We start from the raw sequence: 14552 nt of genomic DNA on the forward strand, positions 1-14552 counted from the left end.
GAGCCGACAGGCACTGCGCCGTTCGAGCGATCGGGTGCGGGTCAGAGCAAACGGTATTGCTGGCGCGAGCTGTTGCGAGCGAATTCCCGTTCCACCACACCGGCATCGACCAACTTTCGCAGACGCCGCAGCACGGTCTGGTAGCCCATACCCAGTGCGGTTTCCAGCGATCTCGCCGTATTGTGCCCGGCTCGGATGGCCTGAACGATCGCATCGAAGTCGTTGTCGGTTCCGGATGCCGAGTCCGGTTCCGATCGTCGATCGGGCCGGGCGGTCTCGGTCGGGACCGTCAGCTGGTAATTCGCATATCGACGACCACCGGTGGCGGTGGCGACACCGCGGTCGACGAGATCCTTCAGTGCGGATCTCGCGGTAGTGCGATCCATCCCCCAGGCTTGCAGCATCGCATTCGTGACCCGTCCGGTGCTGCGCATCATCGCCAGCGCGAGATGCTGTTTCTCGGTGAGGCCGTCCAGACCCAGACTTCCGATCCATTCGATCGTGTCGATATCGAGCAGCGCATGCCGAGGAACTGTGACATGAACGTGACCGGGTGCCACGTCGAATGCGGCTGGGCTCATGCCCGCCCGCCTCAAGGTCGCCATGACAGTGGGCAATCCCGAGCCGCGATTCTCGCTGACGGCGTGATCACCCGTGGTGTCGGCGGGGAGATCCGACAGCAATTTCGCCAGGGCGGCATTCCTCGAGGAGCAGGATTGTTCGCCGGTTCCGAGCAGCGGGCCGATCACATTGCCGTACAACCCACCCGGACTCTTGACGACGAGACGATCGCGGTACAGCTCGATCTGGATCTGTGTGCCTCGCGCACCCGGGCTGTAGTCGCGGTGCATCAGGGCGTTGACGATCAGCTCACGGAGGACATCCAAGGGATAGTCGTAACGATCTTCCCGGAACAATCCGTTGATCACCGCTGCTTTACGCATGTTGCGTTGCAGCGCTGCCGACGCGTCGGCCAGCATGACCGGTATCGGCCCGTCGAGGCTGACGTTGTCGAGGAAACGGGCACCGCCGGCGGACAATTCGCCGATCTCCGAGCCGGGAAGCGCCACCACGGAGATGAACAGCTGAGGGAAGAATTGCTGTGGATAACTTCCCAGACACAGCAGGCCGCTCAGAGTGGGCCGCACAACACCGCCGACAATAGTCAGCGCGTTCAGCCGGATCAGTGCCTCGTCGATGTCCAGGTGCCCGAACGCACGCGGTTGGCGTTGCTTGGCGCGACGGACCACACGCGCTACGAGATCGTCGTCCAGATCCGCGCGTGCGGCATCGGTGATCGGTTCGAGGTCATGGATCGGTTGTGTTCGGTTGGACAGTAGTTGCGTGACCTCGTAGTGGCTGAGTTTTCGGTCGCCGTCGCCGCTGCGGATGAAGGAGCCCTGGTAATGGCCGCGCGCCTTGACGAAACACGGTTTATCCACGGGGTCGAGCTCGGGGATCTGGGTGGCGACGATCAGCGCGCCCTCGAATTCCTCTATATCGATCCGGACCCGCAGAGGCGGATCCATGAGGTCGGAGCAGGCGCCTGCGAGCGCGGTGCGGATGGACTCAGCGTCGAATCCCGGTGCGGGAGTGAAGCCGTCCTGTTCGGCGAGGCCCAGCAGGATCAACCCGCCATTTCCGTTCGCGAAAGCGCTCAGGGTCTCGGCGATGTTCTTCGGTAGCCCCCCTGCGGCGGACTTCACTTCGACCTCGGTCAGGTCGCCGCCGATCTTCCGCATCAGTGTGACCAGCGCGGCCGTTTCCATCGCCCTCCCTGTCGATGCACTCTCTCACTCTATCGCGAGACTCTATCACTCTGACACACGATTGATAGAGTCCGATGATAGAGTCGAGCGGGGTGGCCGGGTCAGTCGCGGTGGTAGGCGGATTGGGCGGCGCGGATCGTGTCCATGTTGGATTCCAGGACGTGGATCAGGGCGTCGAGGCGTTGCGCCACTTCGGTTCCGAGGTCGGTCAGCGTGTACTCGACGTGCGGCGGGATGGCCTGCTGGACCTCGCGGTGCACCATGCCGTCGCGTTCGAGGGTCTGCAACGTCTGGGAGAGCATGCGTTCGCTGACGCCGTCGACGCGGCGGCGCAGCGCGCTGAAGCGGTAGGGGCCGTCCAGGAGTGCGACCAGGGCGAGGACTCCCCAGCGGCTCGCGACGTTCTGCAGAACCGGGCGGGAGGTGCAGTTACGTGCGAAGACGTCGGCTTCCAACCCCGGGTCGGCGCACTCCGCCGCGGTGTCGTGCCCGTTGTCCATGGGAGTGATGCTACCTATTGCTTTGTTCTGCGGGAATCTGTAGTACTTACTAATAGTTAGTGCCAGATGTTCGGTATGTAGAGCTGGAGGTAAGTCATGACCGTTGCCGTCACCGGGGCCAGTGGACAACTGGGCCGTCTCGTCGTGGAGTCGCTGCTGCGCCGGGGGGCCGGGCCGATCGTCGCGATCGTGCGCGATCCGGGCAAGGTGGCCGATCTGGCCGAGCGTGGGGTCGAGGTCCGGCAGGGGGACTACGACGATGTCGAATCGCTGGATCGGGCACTGGCCGGGGTGCGGCGGCTGCTGCTGGTGTCCGGGAGTGAGCCTGGTAAGCGAATTCCGCAGCACACCAATGTGATCCGGGCCGCAGAGCGGGCCGGCGTGGAACTGGTGGCGTATACCGGGATCCTGCGGGCCGCGGAGAACCCGATGCTGCTGGCCGCCGAGCATCGCGCCACCGAGGAGGCGCTCGCCGCGTCGAGCGTGCCGCATGTGTTCCTGCGCAACGGCTGGTACTGGGAGAACTACCTGCGCGGGCTGGAACCGGCGCTGCAGGGCGGCGTGCTCTACGGCGCCGCGGGTGACGGCCGGGTGGCGGCGGCGACCCGCGCCGACTTCGCCGAGGCCGCCGCCGTGGTGCTGTCGGAGGACGGGCATGCCGGGGCCGTCTACGAACTCGGCGGTGACGAGCACCTCACGCTCACCGAGCTGGCGGCCGTCATCTCGGAGGTGTCCGGCAAAACCGTTCGCTATCAGGATCTTTCCACCGAGGAGTACGCCGAGGCGCTCGAAAAGAACGGTGTGCCCGCAGGTTTCGCGCAGATCCTGGCCGACTCCGACGCCGGGCTGCGGAACGGCTGGCTCGATGACGCGACCGGCGATCTGCACAAGCTGATCGGGCGGCCCTCGGCACCGGTCGCCGACGTGTTCCGGGACGCGCTGGCGGGCTGAGGGCCCAACTCCGTGTCCGGTCCGGACCGGCTGTGCGGCAAGGGCTTCGATCGGGGATATTGCGTTGTGCCGTACTTCCGCCGGTGCCGGTGAGGCTGGGTGCCGGGTCGGCATATACCGGGCTCGTGCCGCGGGCTCCGTGCGCGGCGACCGCCGGGACCCGTATCGGACTGTCGGGGGTCCCGGCGGTGGCCGGAGCGGTCGGGGTGACGGGTCAGGGGATCAGCACCGTCTTGCCGGGGAGTCGTCCGGCGGCCGCTTCCGCGTGGACGGCCGCCAGGTCGGACAGCGGGCGGCGTTGGGCGACATGAATTTTCAGGTCGCCGGTGTCGACCTGTCGCACCAGTTCGGTGAGTCGGTCGGCGTCGCTGCGGACGAAGACCTGTACCGTGCGCACATTGCGGCCGGGATCCGCGGTGTACGGGGTGGTGGCGCTGACGAACACTCCGCCGTCGGCGACCAGGTCCACCAGGGCCGCGGTCTCCTCCGGGGTGGTGGAAACCAGATTGAGGACGGCGTCGAAGCGTTTGCCGGCCAGAGCCTGGGGCAGTGGGGTGGTGGTGTGGTCGATGATGCGGTCGGCGCCGTAGGCGCGCACTCGGTCGGCGCTGCGCGGGCCGGCGGTAGCGGTCACCAGGGCGCCGGCACGGTGGGCCAACTGGACGGCGTAGCCGCCGACCGAACCACCCGCACCGTTGATCAGGATGGTCTGTCCGGACTTCAGCTCCGCGTGTTCGAACAAGGACTGCCGGGCCGTCAGGCTCCCGGACGGCAGGGCGGCGGCGTCCGCCAGGTCCACGCTCTTCGGTGCGGCGGCCAGCGTCGCGGCCGGCGCGAGGACGTACTCGGCGGCGGATCCGGGCTCGTTCATCGGCAGGAAGGCCACCACCTCGTCGCCGGGTTGCCATCCGTCGACCCCCGCACCGACCTCGGTGATCACCCCGGCCACATCGATGCCCGGGGTGTGCGGGAATGTCAGCGGGAACGCGTCGCGCAGGTAGCCCGCGCGGATCGCGGCGTCCACGGGGTTGAACGCGGTCGCGGTTACCCGCACCACCACCTGGCCCGTGCCCGCTACCGGACGCTTGGCCTCCTCGTACACCAGGACGTCGGTGTCGCCGTACGCGTGGAAACGTACTGCCTTCATGGTCACTCCTCGGTTGTCGCTACTGCTTCGAAATCGAAGCATATTGACGGTAACTTGCTTCGAATCCGAAGTAATCCCGGATGTGCATGTGACGACCGTCACGGTGGTCCGGTCGTGATGCTTTGAATTCGCACCGACATAGGCTGGGGAGATGTCCGAGACGCAGCCGGCCGCCGAGGGGGTTCAGCCGCTCGAACCCGCGCAGTTGAACACCTATTTCGTGCTGCTGGAGTCGGTCAACCTGCTCCAATATCAGCTCGAGCAGCAGTTGCGCGCCGAGGGTGGCATCAGTTACGTGCAGTTCCAGCTTCTGGCCCGGTTGGCGGACGCGGCCGGTTCGCTGACCATGACTCAGCTGGCGGACGGTGTGGTCTACAGCCGCAGTGGCCTGACCTACCAGGCCGGGCTGCTGGAGAAGGCCGGTCTGATCACCCGCCGCCCCGACCCGGACGACGACCGCGCGACCGCTGTCACGCTCACCGGCGAGGGCCGGGCACTCATCGCGCGCGTCCTGCCCGGCCATGTCGAACTCGTCCGCAGCCTGCTCATTGATCCGCTCAGCGGCGCGGATCTGCGTCACCTCGGCGACATCATGACGCGGGTGCGTGACCACATGCGCACCCGACCGGCCCGCTCCGCCGCGCCGCGTAAACGCCGCCGCGCCTCCGGTACGGAGGGTTGAGTCCGGTTGCCCGGCGTGGTCGGCCGGGCGGCGCGGTCGTCGACGCGAACCGGCTGGGCCGAAACCGGTGGGGGTCGCGGTGTGTGCCGTCGGTGAATGCGCTCGGGTGCGCCTGCCGATCGCGGTCAGGATCCCGGGGCGGTGATGCCCCGGCGGAGGATGGTGAGCAGGCGGTCGGCCTGGTGGTCGTCCGCTGCGGCGTGGCCGATTCCGGTGGCGCAGGCGAGCAGGTCGGCGAGGGCGAGGTCCGGTCGGATCTCACCGGATCGCTGTGCGCGGGTGAGCAATTCGGCGGCGGCTGCGCGCATGGTGTCGTGCCACTCCCGGTACAGCGTGCTGCGATGGCCGTCCGTGTCGTCGGGAATGGCCAGCGGTAGTTCGCGTTTCGTGGCGACGTGGGTGACGAAGGCGCGCAGCCAGGTGAACAGGGCTGTGGCGGGCGAGGTTTCGGTCTCCAGGGTTCGGCCCAGTTCGGCGAGGGCGGTGACCTCGTCGGCGTAGACGGCGATGACCAGTTCGCGGCGGGTGGGGAAGTGGCGGTACATCGTGGCGTTGCCGACGCCGGCGCGGCGGGCGATCTCGTCGAGGGGGGCGGAGACGCCGAGCTCGCCGAACACCTCCTTGGCGGCGGTCAGTACCAGGTCGTAGTTGCGGCGCGCGTCGGCGCGTTTCGGTCGGTCGGGCACGCCTCTCCTTCGTGGTGGTGACAACATCTTGCTTAGTGGGGAGTTCCCCGGTTAGCCTAGCGGGGACATAACCGGGGAACTCCCCACTTGTAGTGAAGGGCTTCGATCATGGACTCTGATATTTCGGCGGCGGATCGGATCGCGATTCACGAGGTGATCGCGCTGCACGGGCATGTGGTCGACGATCGCGACGTGGATCGGCTCGGTGAGGTGTTCACCGACGATGTGGTGATGGACGTGGGTGGATTCGGATACGGCACGATCCGGGGGCTGGCGGCGATGCGGGAAGTGGTGCGCACCGCGAAGGCCGAGGAGCATCCGATCGGGCACCATGTCACCAATATCGTGGTGGTCGGGCGTGACGGTGACGAGGTGCGGGCGCGCTCGAAGGCGTTGGCCGTGGGGGCCGACGGCTCGACCGGCACCGGCACCTACGAGGACGTGCTCCGGCGCGAACCGCAGGGCTGGCGCATCGGCTATCGGAAGGCGGTGCCGCCCAACCGGGCTCAGTGATCGGTCTGGATGCGCAGGGCGGTGATGGTGCTCGCCAGGCCCTCGTATTGGTTGACCAGCAGCACGATTTCGATCAGGCGGCGTTCGTCGTAGTGGGCGGCCAGGGTCTGCCAGGTGGCGTCGGTCAGGTCGCGGGTCTCGACCAGTTGGTCGACGGCGGTGAGCAGGGCGCGCTCCCGGTCGGACCAGCCCGCGGCCGCGGGGCCCTCGCGGAGGCGGTCCAGGATCTCCTGGGTGACGCCGGCTCGTTTGCCGAGGCGGATGTGGTGGTCGGTCTCGTACTCGCAGTGCCGCAGGTGGGCGACCCGCAGGATCACCAATTCGCTGTCGTAGCGGCGCAAACGGCCGCCGGGCATCAACTTGCCCGAGTAGTGCAGCCAGCCCCGGAACAGGCCGCCGGTGCGGCCGAGGGTACTGAACAGATGTGCGTCGGGGGTACCGGCGGCCCGCGAGAGCGCCTGCCAGGCAAGCCAGTTGACCGGGCCCAGTTCGCGTAGCCGGCCCGGCGCGATCCGCGGCCCTGTCGACTCCATGGGCCCACCGTAACAAAGCGGACCCCTCCGGTCGGTGATTCGACGGGTTCGTCGCAGGGAGCGTTCGCCCTGCAAACCTCGTGACCGGCCCGGCGATACCTTTCCGGCATACCATTGGACCGTTCATCTCCCGGAAACATCGGCAATGCAACCGTCACGGGCGGACATCGGCGCGTTATCCAGGGTTATTCTCGCGCAACACAATCCACCTAATCTTCGTCGCACGGATACAAACGCTGTATACAACGGGCCGGTATACCGATAACGGCCGGAGGGCGGCGAGCGTGTCCGGGCGGCGCACGCGCGCCGCCGAGCACCTGATGAAGTGAGAAGAGGGTCCGCCCATGTCAGTATCTCGTGCCGCTCGTCGCGGTCACGTTCGCCGTGCCGCCCGTCTGCTGGCGGTGCCGACGGCACTCGCACTGTCGGCCGTGCTGGTGGCCGGTTGCGGTAGCAAGGACGATGCCGGTTCCGGCGAGGCCGCCAAGTCCTGCGTGGACACCTCGAAGGACACCATCAAGATCGGTTCACTGCACTCGCTCACCGGCACCATGTCCATCTCCGAAGTGACGGTGGCCAATTCCACCAAGCTGGCGGTGGATCAGATCAACGCCGCGGGCGGGGTGCTGGGCAAGAAGATCCAGATCGTCGCCGAGGACGGCGCGTCGGACCCGAAGACGTTCGCGGAGAAGGCCGAGAAGCTGGTCAGCTCCGACTGTGTCGCAGCCGTTTTCGGTGGCTGGACCTCGGCCAGCCGCAAGGCGATGAAGCCGAAGTTCGAGGCGCTGAACTCGCTGCTGTTCTACCCGGTGCAGTACGAGGGCCTGGAGGACAGCAAGAACATCTTCTACACCGGCGCCACCACCAACCAGCAGATCGTGCCGGCGCTGGACTACCTGAAGCAGAAGGGCATCAAGTCCCTCTACCTGGTCGGCAGCGACTACGTGTTCCCGCAGACCGCCAACCGCGAGATCAAGGCGTACGCGCAGGCCAACGGCATCGAGATCAAGGGCGAGGACTACGCGCCGCTGGGCTCGACCGACTTCTCCACCATCGTCAACAAGGTGCGGAATGCCAAGGCGGGAGCGGTGTTCAACACCCTCAACGGTGACTCCAACGTCGCCTTCTTCCGCGAGTACGGCAACGCCGGCCTGAAAGCCGCTGATATGCCGGTGGTTTCGGTGTCCATCGCCGAGGAGGAGGCCGCGGGTATCGGCCCGCAGTTCCTGGCCGGGCAGCTGACCGCCTGGAACTACTACGAGACCCTCGACACCCCGCAGAACAAGGCGTTCGTCGCGGCGTACCAGGCCGCGGTCGGGGCGGGCAAGCCCACCTCCGATCCGATGGAAGCCGCGTACACCTCGGTGTACCTGTGGAAGAACATGGTCGAGAAGGCGAAGTCGTTCGCCGTCGCCGATGTCCAGAAGGCCGCCGACGGAGTCACTTTCGACGCCCCCGAGGGCACGGTGACCGTCAACGGCAGCAACCACCACATCACCAAGACCGCCCGGATCGGCGAGATCCACCCGGACGGCCTGATCTACACGGTGTGGGATTCCGGCAAGCCGATCATCCCGGACCCGTACCTGACGTCCTACGACTGGGCCAAGGGCCTGAAGTAACCGACAGCCGTCGATGAGGGGCGGTGTGGGGTCGCCGGCAGGTCCGGCGGCCCCATACCGGAACGAAGTGAAATCGAGGTAACCCCAATGGAAGTGGCGATCGGACAGCTCTTCACCGGGCTGAGTCTGGGCTCCGTTCTGTTGCTGGCCGCGCTGGGTCTGTCGCTGACGTTCGGACAGATGGGCGTCATCAACATGGCGCACGGCGAATTCATCATGGCCGGCTGCTACACCACCTATGTCGTCGAACAAGTCATCCACGCGGCCGGTGTCGCGCTGATCGTGGCCCTGCCGGTGGGCTTCCTGGTCGGCGGGATACTCGGCGCCGTACTGGAAATGACGTTGATCCGCTGGATGTACGACCGGCCGATGGACACCCTGCTGGTGACCTTCGGCGTCGGGCTGATCCTGCAACAGGTGGTGCGCGACATCTTCGGCGCCCCGGCGAAGAACGTGGTGGTGCCGCATTGGCTCACCGGCGGTCTGAGCATCGCCGGGAGCGTGGTGCCGAAGACCCGGATCTTCATCCTGGTGCTGGCGATCGTCGTGGTGGTGGTCCTCGCCGCCGTGCTGAAGACCACCCCGTTGGGGCGGCGGATCCGGGCGGTGGTGCAGAACCGCAGCCTCGCCGAAACCAGCGGTGTCTCCAGCCGATTGACCGATGTGAGCACGTTCTTCATCGGCTCCGGGCTGGCCGCGCTGGCCGGCGTGGCGCTGACCCTGATCGGCTCGACCAGCCCCACCATCGGGCAGAGCTACATCGTCGACGCCTTCCTCGTCGTGGTCATCGGCGGGCTCGGGCAGATCAAGGGCACGGTGCTCGCGGCCTTCGGTCTGGGACTGCTGAATTCGTTCATCGAGTACTCGACCACCGCCTCGGTGGCGAAGGTGATCGTGTTCGTGCTGATCGTCATCTTCCTGCAGGCCCGGCCACAGGGTCTGTTCACCGTCCGGACGAGGAGCCTGGCATGAGCGGACGCGGCATGAGTGTGTTGCGGAATCCGTTGCTGCGCACGGTGGGTGGGTTCGCGCTCGCCGCGGTCGTGCTGTTCGTGCTGGCGCCGGCGGCCCTCAGCGACTTCCGGCTGAATCTGCTGGCGAAGTTCCTGTGCTTCGCGATCGTCGCGGTCGGGATCGGATTGGCTTGGGGCCGAGGCGGAATGCTCACGCTCGGCCAGGGTGTGTTCTTCGGTATCGGCGCGTACCTGATGGCGATGCATCTCCAACTGGCGGACGCGGCGCGGCTGCACCAGGACGTCCCGGAGTTCATGCAGATCTCCGGAATCGACACGCTGCCCGCGTACTGGCGGCCGATGGCCTCGGGGCCGGTGGCGATCCTCGCGATCCTGATCCTGCCGGGACTGGTCGCGGCGTTGCTCGGCTTCGGTGTCTTCAAGCGGCGGGTCAAGGGCGCGTACTTCTCGATCCTGTCGCAGGCGCTGGTCGCGGCGCTGGCGATCCTGCTCACCGGGCAGCAGTCCATCGGCGGGTTCACCGGGCTCAGCGATTTCCGGGCCTTCTTCGGTTTCCGGCTCAGCGATCCGGTGAACCGGCGGATGTTGTTCTTCATCGCCGCGGCGGCGCTGCTGATCGTGGTGGCCATCGCCCGGCAGTTGATGCACAGCCGCTACGGGGAACTGCTGGTCGCGGTGCGCGATCAGGAGGAGCGAGTGCGGTTCCTCGGCTACGACCCGGCCAACATCAAGATCGTCGCCTATGTGGCGGCGGCCTTCTTCGCCGGTATCGCGGGGGCGTTGTTCACGCCGATCGTCGGCATCATCTCCCCGGCGGACATCGGGGTGGTGCCCTCGATCGTGTTCCTCATCGGTGTGGCCATCGGCGGCCGCACCACCCTGCTCGGCCCGGTCCTGGGCGCGATCGGTGTGGCGTGGGCACAGACCAGTTTCTCGGAGCACTTCCCCTCGGGCTGGACCTACCTTCAGGGTGCGCTGTTCGTGCTGGTGGTCGGCTTCATCCCGGCCGGGCTGGCCGGCTTCGGGCCGCTGCTGCGCGGGCTGCTGGAGCGAGTGCGGCCCGGCCTCGCCGAAGCCGTTCCGGTCCCGCTGCCGGTAGCGACGGCGACGCCCCCGATCGAGTCCACTGATCCCGCGAAGGTGGAGGCGTGATGAGCGACGAGTCCGTTCCCGCCGCGTCCGACGGCGTCCGCGCCGACGACGCGGCCGGTACTGCTGCGGCGGAGCCGATTCCGGCGGAGCTCGACACTGTCGAGGCTGCCGCGCCGGAAACGGTCGTGGCCGAGCGCGCGGCGGAGCCGACTGCCGCGGTGATCGACAGCGCCGAGCCTGCTGCGGCCGAGGCTGAGGAACCGGCCGTGCCGGAACCGGCCGAGGACGCGACCGCGCCGGCGGACACCGATTCGGCCGCTGTGGCCGAGCCGGTGGTGGTGGCCGAAGCGGGCAGGCCGACCCCGGCGTCGGTTCGGATGGGGGACAGCGAGTATCTGGAGATCCGCGGTCTGTCGGTGAGTTTCGACGGCTTCAAGGCCGTCACCGACGTGGATCTGACTGTCCTGCAAGGTGATCTGCGGTTCCTGATCGGGCCCAACGGGGCCGGTAAGACCACGCTGATCGACGCGATCACCGGGCTGGTCCCGGCGAGCGGGTCGGCGCAGAAGTCCGGTTCGGAACTGCTGGGCCGCAAGGTGCACCAGATCGCGCGGCTCGGGGTCGGTCGCACGTTCCAGACCGCGAGCGTGTTCGAGCAGTTGACGGTGTTGCAGAATCTCGATATCGCCGCGGGTGCGGGGCGTTCCGCGCTCACGTTGCTGCGGCGGCGCCGATCGGTGCTGCCGAGTATCGAGGCGGCGCTGGAGACCACCGGTCTGGAAGCCTTGCGGGACAAGCCCGCCGGGGTGCTCGCGCACGGGCAGAAGCAGTGGCTGGAGATCGGCATGTTGCTGGTGCAGAACGCCTCGGTGCTGCTGCTGGACGAGCCGGTGGCCGGCATGAGCGCCGAGGAGCGCGAGGAGACCGGAAATCTGTTGCGCCGCATCGGTACCGACCGGGTGGTGATCGTGGTCGAGCACGACATGGATTTCATGCGGGCGTTCGCGAATTCGGTGACGGTGCTGGCCGGCGGCCGGGTGCTCAGCGAGGGCAGCGTGGAACACGTCCAGGCCGACCGCAAGGTGCAGGAGGTCTACCTCGGCACCGCCGCCGCCGGGGATATCTACGCCGAGACCGAGGAGGTCGCCGATGTTGGAACTCGTTGACATCCATGCCGGATACGGTCGCACCGAGGTGATCCACGGTGTGTCGCTGACCGTTCCGGACGACGGGGTGGCCGCGATCATGGGGCACAACGGCGCCGGCAAGACCACCCTGCTGCGCGCGGTGGTGGGACTGCTTCCGGTCCGGTCCGGGCAGATCCGGTTCGACGACGAGGTGATCTCGAAGCTGTCGCCGTCGCGGCGGGTGCGCCGCGGCATCGCCTATGTGCCACAGGGGCAGCAGTCGTTCCAGCAGCTCACCACCGCGGAGAATCTGCAGGTGGTCGCCGACGGGCGCCGCAACGGCAAGGCGCTGATCGATGACGCGCTGGATCTGTTCCCGGCGTTGCGCGAACTGCTGACCCGGAAGGCGGGCCTACTGTCCGGCGGCCAGCGGCAACAGCTGGCCATCGCGCGGGCGCTGATCACCGAGCCGCGGCTGCTGATCCTGGACGAGCCGACCGAGGGCATCCAGCCGTCGGTGGTGGCCGAGATCGAGCGCACCATCATCGATCTCACGCAGCGGACCACGGGCGGCAAGGGCGGCCTGAGCGTGCTGCTGGTGGAGCAGCACATCGGGTTCGCGCTGCAGGCGGCGCAAGGCTACTACGTGCTGCGGTCGGGGCGGATCACCTCGTCGGGGGCAGGTGGTTCCGACGCCGCCACCGAGGTCCGTGCGGCCATGGCGATCTGATCCGGATTCGCGGATGCCGCGCAAAGGTCGAAACTCGTTGAGCGAGAAGGTTTACCGCTCGTTGCTCCGAGACCTGTCCGCGGGGGCGATGTCGCCGTCGGAGCGGCTCGCCGAGGAACGCCTCGCCGACATCTACGGGGTCTCCCGCACGCCGGTGCGGGAGGCGCTGGCCCGCTTGCTCGCCGACGGCCTGCTGGAGCGGCACGCCGACGGGTTGTACCCCTACCGGCCCCGGCTGGATCAACTGGCGGATCTGTTCGAACTGCGGATGATTCTGGAGGGCAGGGGAATTCAGCGGGTCATCGCCGGGAACGCGACGCACGATCAGCTCGCGGTGCGCCGCGAGCTGGACCTGTGGCGCGCCCGGTCCGAGCGAACCCCGGACCCGGGCCCGGATCTGGTCGTCGCGGACGAGCAGTTCCACGCCACGCTGCTGGCCGCCGCGGGCAACGCCTCGCTGGTGGAGGCACTCGCCACGGTGCAGGCCCGGGTCCGGCCGGTGCGCGCGCTGGACGTGCCCGCCGCCGACCGGATAGCGGCGATGACCACCGAGCACATCCGGATCGCGGAGCACCTGCTCGCCGGGGATCTCGACACCGCGCTGGTGGGGTTGCTCGCGCACATCACCAGCTCCCGTGATCACGTGCTCGCCAGAGCTCGGCAGGCGCTCGCACTCACCCGCCTGGGCCAGGCTGTGCGGGATTGATCCGGGGCCGGGTGCGCGGGATCGCTCCGGCCGGGAAATTCAGCGCAGCACGTACGGCGAGATCGAGCTGCGGTGTTCGCTGATATCGAGCGATTTGCCCAGTGGCGGGAACGCGCGTTGCGGGCAGTTGGCGCGCTCGCAGACCCGGCAGCCCGCGCCGATCGGGGTGGCCTTCGGCTCGACCAGATCCAGGCCGTCGGCGTACACCACCCGATTGGCATGTCGCAGTTCGCATCCCAGGCCGATGGCGAAGGTCTTGCTGGGTTCGCCGTAGCGGGTGGCGCGGCGTTCCACGGTCCGGGCGATCCACAGATAGTTGCGGCCGTCGGGCATCTGGGCGATCTGGGTCATGATCCGGCCCGGATAGGCGAACGTCTCGTAGACGTTCCACAACGGGCAGGTGCCGCCCGCGGAGGAGAAGTGGAATCCGGTGGCGGACTGGCGTTTCGACATGTTGCCGGCGCGGTCGACCCGGACGAAGGAGAACGGGACGCCGCGCAGTTTCGGTCGCTGCAACGTGGACAATCGATGGCAGATGGTTTCGTAACTCTGCATGAAGAAGGACGACAATCGTTCGATGTCGTACCGGAAATCCTCCGCCACTTCGTGGAATTGGCTGTACGGCAGCACGATCGCGGCGGCGAAATAATTGGCGAGACCCAGCCGGGCCAGCCGCCGGGTGTCCTCGGAGGCGAAATTGGCCTCGTCGACCAATCTCTCGATCAGGTCGCCCTGTTCGAGATAGGCCAGTTCGGCGGCGAGTTTGAACACCCGCTGACCCCCGGAGAGGTGCGGGGCGATCTCCAGCCGCCGCTGTTCGGGGTCGAAGCGGTGCAGCACGCCCTCGCCGAGGTCGATGCGCTCGACGATCTGCACCCCGTGCGCGGAATCGAGCCGGCGCGCGATCTCGCGAACGACGTCACCGCCGTGGAAGCGCATCCGGACGGCGAGTTCCTCGGCGGCCGTGTCCAATTCGTGGATGTAGTTCTGCCGCTGGTAGAAGAAGTCGCGGACCTCCTCGTGCGGGCGGGAGATGGAGCCGGTGCCGCTGCCGTCGGCGAAGCGGTCCTCGGTGGCCGCGGCCAGCTGGGCGGTCGTGTTGCGGTAGCGCCGATGCATGTTGACCATGGCCCGGGCCAGGCCCGGATGCGCGGAGACCATGTCGGCGACCTCCTGGGCGTCGGCCTCGATACCGAGCTCCTGATCCATCACCACCTCCTGCAGCTCCGCCACCAGCCGGGTGTCGTCCTGCGAGGAGAAGAAGGTGGGATCGACGCCGAAGACCTCGCTGATGCGCAGCAGGACCGGCACGGTGAGCGGCCGGACATCGTGCTCGATCTGGTTCAGATAGCTCGCCGAGATCTCCAGTTGTTTGGCGAGCAGGACCTGACTCAGCCCTCGTTCGGTGCGCAGCTGACGTAATCGCGCGCCGACATAAGTTTTGGCCATTCGTCCAGTTTATGGATTGTTTCGCACGCTTGCCAACGAATCAATTAACAAAAGGGTGCGCGACATGTCAC

Annotated in this window: 15 protein-coding genes; 9 read left to right on the plus strand and 6 right to left on the minus strand. The window is 67.3% G+C overall.

Going from position 1 to position 14552, the window contains the following annotated elements:
- Nucleotides 1-41: 41 nt before the first annotated feature.
- Both NRB56_RS28305 and NRB56_RS28310 read right to left on the minus strand, forming a co-directional pair.
- Nucleotides 42-1769: an ATP-binding protein gene (locus NRB56_RS28305; RefSeq protein WP_227838421.1), complete on the minus strand. Its 1728-nt coding sequence runs from the start codon at nucleotides 1767-1769 to the stop codon at nucleotides 42-44.
- A 101-nt stretch (nucleotides 1770-1870) separates the two neighbouring features.
- On the minus strand, nucleotides 1871-2269 hold the full coding sequence (locus NRB56_RS28310; RefSeq protein WP_153347412.1) for a winged helix-turn-helix transcriptional regulator: 399 nt from the start codon (nucleotides 2267-2269) through the stop codon (nucleotides 1871-1873).
- A gap of 96 nt (nucleotides 2270-2365) precedes the next feature.
- On the opposite strand from NRB56_RS28310, the gene NRB56_RS28315 reads away from it, so the two are divergent.
- Nucleotides 2366-3220, plus strand: a complete 855-nt coding sequence (locus tag NRB56_RS28315; RefSeq protein WP_153347413.1) for an SDR family oxidoreductase — start codon at nucleotides 2366-2368, stop codon at nucleotides 3218-3220.
- Between the two features lie 214 nt (nucleotides 3221-3434).
- Here the strand turns inward: NRB56_RS28315 and NRB56_RS28320 are convergent, their stop codons facing one another.
- A complete protein-coding gene (locus tag NRB56_RS28320) occupies nucleotides 3435-4367 on the minus strand; it encodes an NADP-dependent oxidoreductase (RefSeq protein WP_153347414.1) in 933 nt (310 codons plus the stop codon).
- Between the two features lie 151 nt (nucleotides 4368-4518).
- On the opposite strand from NRB56_RS28320, the gene NRB56_RS28325 reads away from it, so the two are divergent.
- Nucleotides 4519-5049 (plus strand): MarR family winged helix-turn-helix transcriptional regulator, encoded by a 531-nt coding sequence (locus NRB56_RS28325; RefSeq protein WP_153347415.1) that lies wholly within the window; start codon nucleotides 4519-4521, stop codon nucleotides 5047-5049.
- 125 nt (nucleotides 5050-5174) lie between these two features.
- Here NRB56_RS28325 and NRB56_RS28330 read toward each other — a convergent pair whose 3' ends face one another.
- Nucleotides 5175-5735, minus strand: a complete 561-nt coding sequence (locus NRB56_RS28330; RefSeq protein WP_319943657.1) for a TetR/AcrR family transcriptional regulator — start codon at nucleotides 5733-5735, stop codon at nucleotides 5175-5177.
- 108 nt (nucleotides 5736-5843) lie between these two features.
- Between NRB56_RS28330 and NRB56_RS28335 the strand changes: the two genes are divergently transcribed.
- Nucleotides 5844-6248: a nuclear transport factor 2 family protein gene (locus NRB56_RS28335; protein WP_153347417.1), complete on the plus strand. Its 405-nt coding sequence runs from the start codon at nucleotides 5844-5846 to the stop codon at nucleotides 6246-6248.
- On the opposite strand, the gene NRB56_RS28340 is transcribed toward NRB56_RS28335, so the two are convergent.
- A complete protein-coding gene (locus NRB56_RS28340) occupies nucleotides 6242-6781 on the minus strand; it encodes a carboxymuconolactone decarboxylase family protein (RefSeq protein ID WP_153347418.1) in 540 nt (179 codons plus the stop codon). The genes NRB56_RS28335 and NRB56_RS28340 overlap by 7 nt on opposite strands.
- Nucleotides 6782-7125: 344 nt before the next feature.
- Here NRB56_RS28340 and urtA point away from each other — a divergent pair, with 344 nt between their 5' ends.
- The 6 genes from urtA to NRB56_RS28370 all read left to right on the plus strand — a co-directional run bounded on the left by urtA (nucleotide 7126) and on the right by NRB56_RS28370 (nucleotide 13032).
- Nucleotides 7126-8403 carry an urea ABC transporter substrate-binding protein gene (gene urtA, locus NRB56_RS28345; RefSeq protein ID WP_153347419.1) on the plus strand — a complete coding sequence of 426 codons (1278 nt, stop codon included), beginning with the start codon at nucleotides 7126-7128 and terminating at the stop codon, nucleotides 8401-8403.
- An 87-nt stretch (nucleotides 8404-8490) separates the two neighbouring features.
- The gene (gene urtB, locus NRB56_RS28350; RefSeq protein WP_153347420.1) at nucleotides 8491-9375 is read left to right on the plus strand and encodes an urea ABC transporter permease subunit UrtB; all 885 of its coding nucleotides are present in this window, start codon (nucleotides 8491-8493) and stop codon (nucleotides 9373-9375) included.
- 11 nt (nucleotides 9376-9386) lie between these two features.
- On the plus strand, nucleotides 9387-10529 hold the full coding sequence (gene urtC / locus NRB56_RS28355; RefSeq protein WP_153347594.1) for an urea ABC transporter permease subunit UrtC: 1143 nt from the start codon (nucleotides 9387-9389) through the stop codon (nucleotides 10527-10529).
- A 317-nt stretch (nucleotides 10530-10846) separates the two neighbouring features.
- The gene (urtD, locus tag NRB56_RS28360; protein WP_153347595.1) at nucleotides 10847-11635 is read left to right on the plus strand and encodes an urea ABC transporter ATP-binding protein UrtD; all 789 of its coding nucleotides are present in this window, start codon (nucleotides 10847-10849) and stop codon (nucleotides 11633-11635) included.
- Nucleotides 11619-12326, plus strand: a complete 708-nt coding sequence (gene urtE / locus NRB56_RS28365; RefSeq protein WP_153347421.1) for an urea ABC transporter ATP-binding subunit UrtE — start codon at nucleotides 11619-11621, stop codon at nucleotides 12324-12326. Before urtD ends, urtE begins: the two co-directional genes overlap by 17 nt.
- 13 nt (nucleotides 12327-12339) lie before the next feature.
- A complete protein-coding gene (locus NRB56_RS28370) occupies nucleotides 12340-13032 on the plus strand; it encodes a GntR family transcriptional regulator (protein WP_153347422.1) in 693 nt (230 codons plus the stop codon).
- A 39-nt stretch (nucleotides 13033-13071) separates the two neighbouring features.
- Here the strand turns inward: NRB56_RS28370 and ramB are convergent, their stop codons facing one another.
- A complete protein-coding gene (ramB, locus tag NRB56_RS28375) occupies nucleotides 13072-14481 on the minus strand; it encodes an acetate metabolism transcriptional regulator RamB (protein ID WP_153347423.1) in 1410 nt (469 codons plus the stop codon).
- Nucleotides 14482-14552 lie beyond the last annotated feature (71 nt).

Origin of the sequence: Nocardia aurantia (assembly GCF_009604425.1) — a bacterium.
Taxonomy (GTDB): domain Bacteria; phylum Actinomycetota; class Actinomycetes; order Mycobacteriales; family Mycobacteriaceae; genus Nocardia; species Nocardia aurantia.

Excerpts from the sequence above, each read along its gene's own strand:
- NRB56_RS28305 (WP_227838421.1), bottom strand. The coding sequence starts at position 1,769 with ATGGAAACGGCCGCGCTGGTCACACTGATGCGGAAGATCGGCGGCGAC.
- NRB56_RS28310 (WP_153347412.1), bottom strand. The coding sequence starts at position 2,269 with ATGGACAACGGGCACGACACCGCGGCGGAGTGCGCCGACCCGGGGTTG.
- NRB56_RS28315 (WP_153347413.1), top strand. The coding sequence starts at position 2,366 with ATGACCGTTGCCGTCACCGGGGCCAGTGGACAACTGGGCCGTCTCGTC.
- NRB56_RS28320 (WP_153347414.1), bottom strand. The coding sequence starts at position 4,367 with ATGAAGGCAGTACGTTTCCACGCGTACGGCGACACCGACGTCCTGGTG.
- NRB56_RS28325 (WP_153347415.1), top strand. The coding sequence starts at position 4,519 with ATGTCCGAGACGCAGCCGGCCGCCGAGGGGGTTCAGCCGCTCGAACCC.
- NRB56_RS28335 (WP_153347417.1), top strand. The coding sequence starts at position 5,844 with ATGGACTCTGATATTTCGGCGGCGGATCGGATCGCGATTCACGAGGTG.
- NRB56_RS28340 (WP_153347418.1), bottom strand. The coding sequence starts at position 6,781 with ATGGAGTCGACAGGGCCGCGGATCGCGCCGGGCCGGCTACGCGAACTG.
- urtA (WP_153347419.1), top strand. The coding sequence starts at position 7,126 with ATGTCAGTATCTCGTGCCGCTCGTCGCGGTCACGTTCGCCGTGCCGCC.
- urtB (WP_153347420.1), top strand. The coding sequence starts at position 8,491 with ATGGAAGTGGCGATCGGACAGCTCTTCACCGGGCTGAGTCTGGGCTCC.
- urtC (WP_153347594.1), top strand. The coding sequence starts at position 9,387 with ATGAGTGTGTTGCGGAATCCGTTGCTGCGCACGGTGGGTGGGTTCGCG.
- urtD (WP_153347595.1), top strand. The coding sequence starts at position 10,847 with ATGGGGGACAGCGAGTATCTGGAGATCCGCGGTCTGTCGGTGAGTTTC.
- urtE (WP_153347421.1), top strand. The coding sequence starts at position 11,619 with ATGTTGGAACTCGTTGACATCCATGCCGGATACGGTCGCACCGAGGTG.
- NRB56_RS28370 (WP_153347422.1), top strand. The coding sequence starts at position 12,340 with ATGCCGCGCAAAGGTCGAAACTCGTTGAGCGAGAAGGTTTACCGCTCG.
- ramB (WP_153347423.1), bottom strand. The coding sequence starts at position 14,481 with ATGGCCAAAACTTATGTCGGCGCGCGATTACGTCAGCTGCGCACCGAA.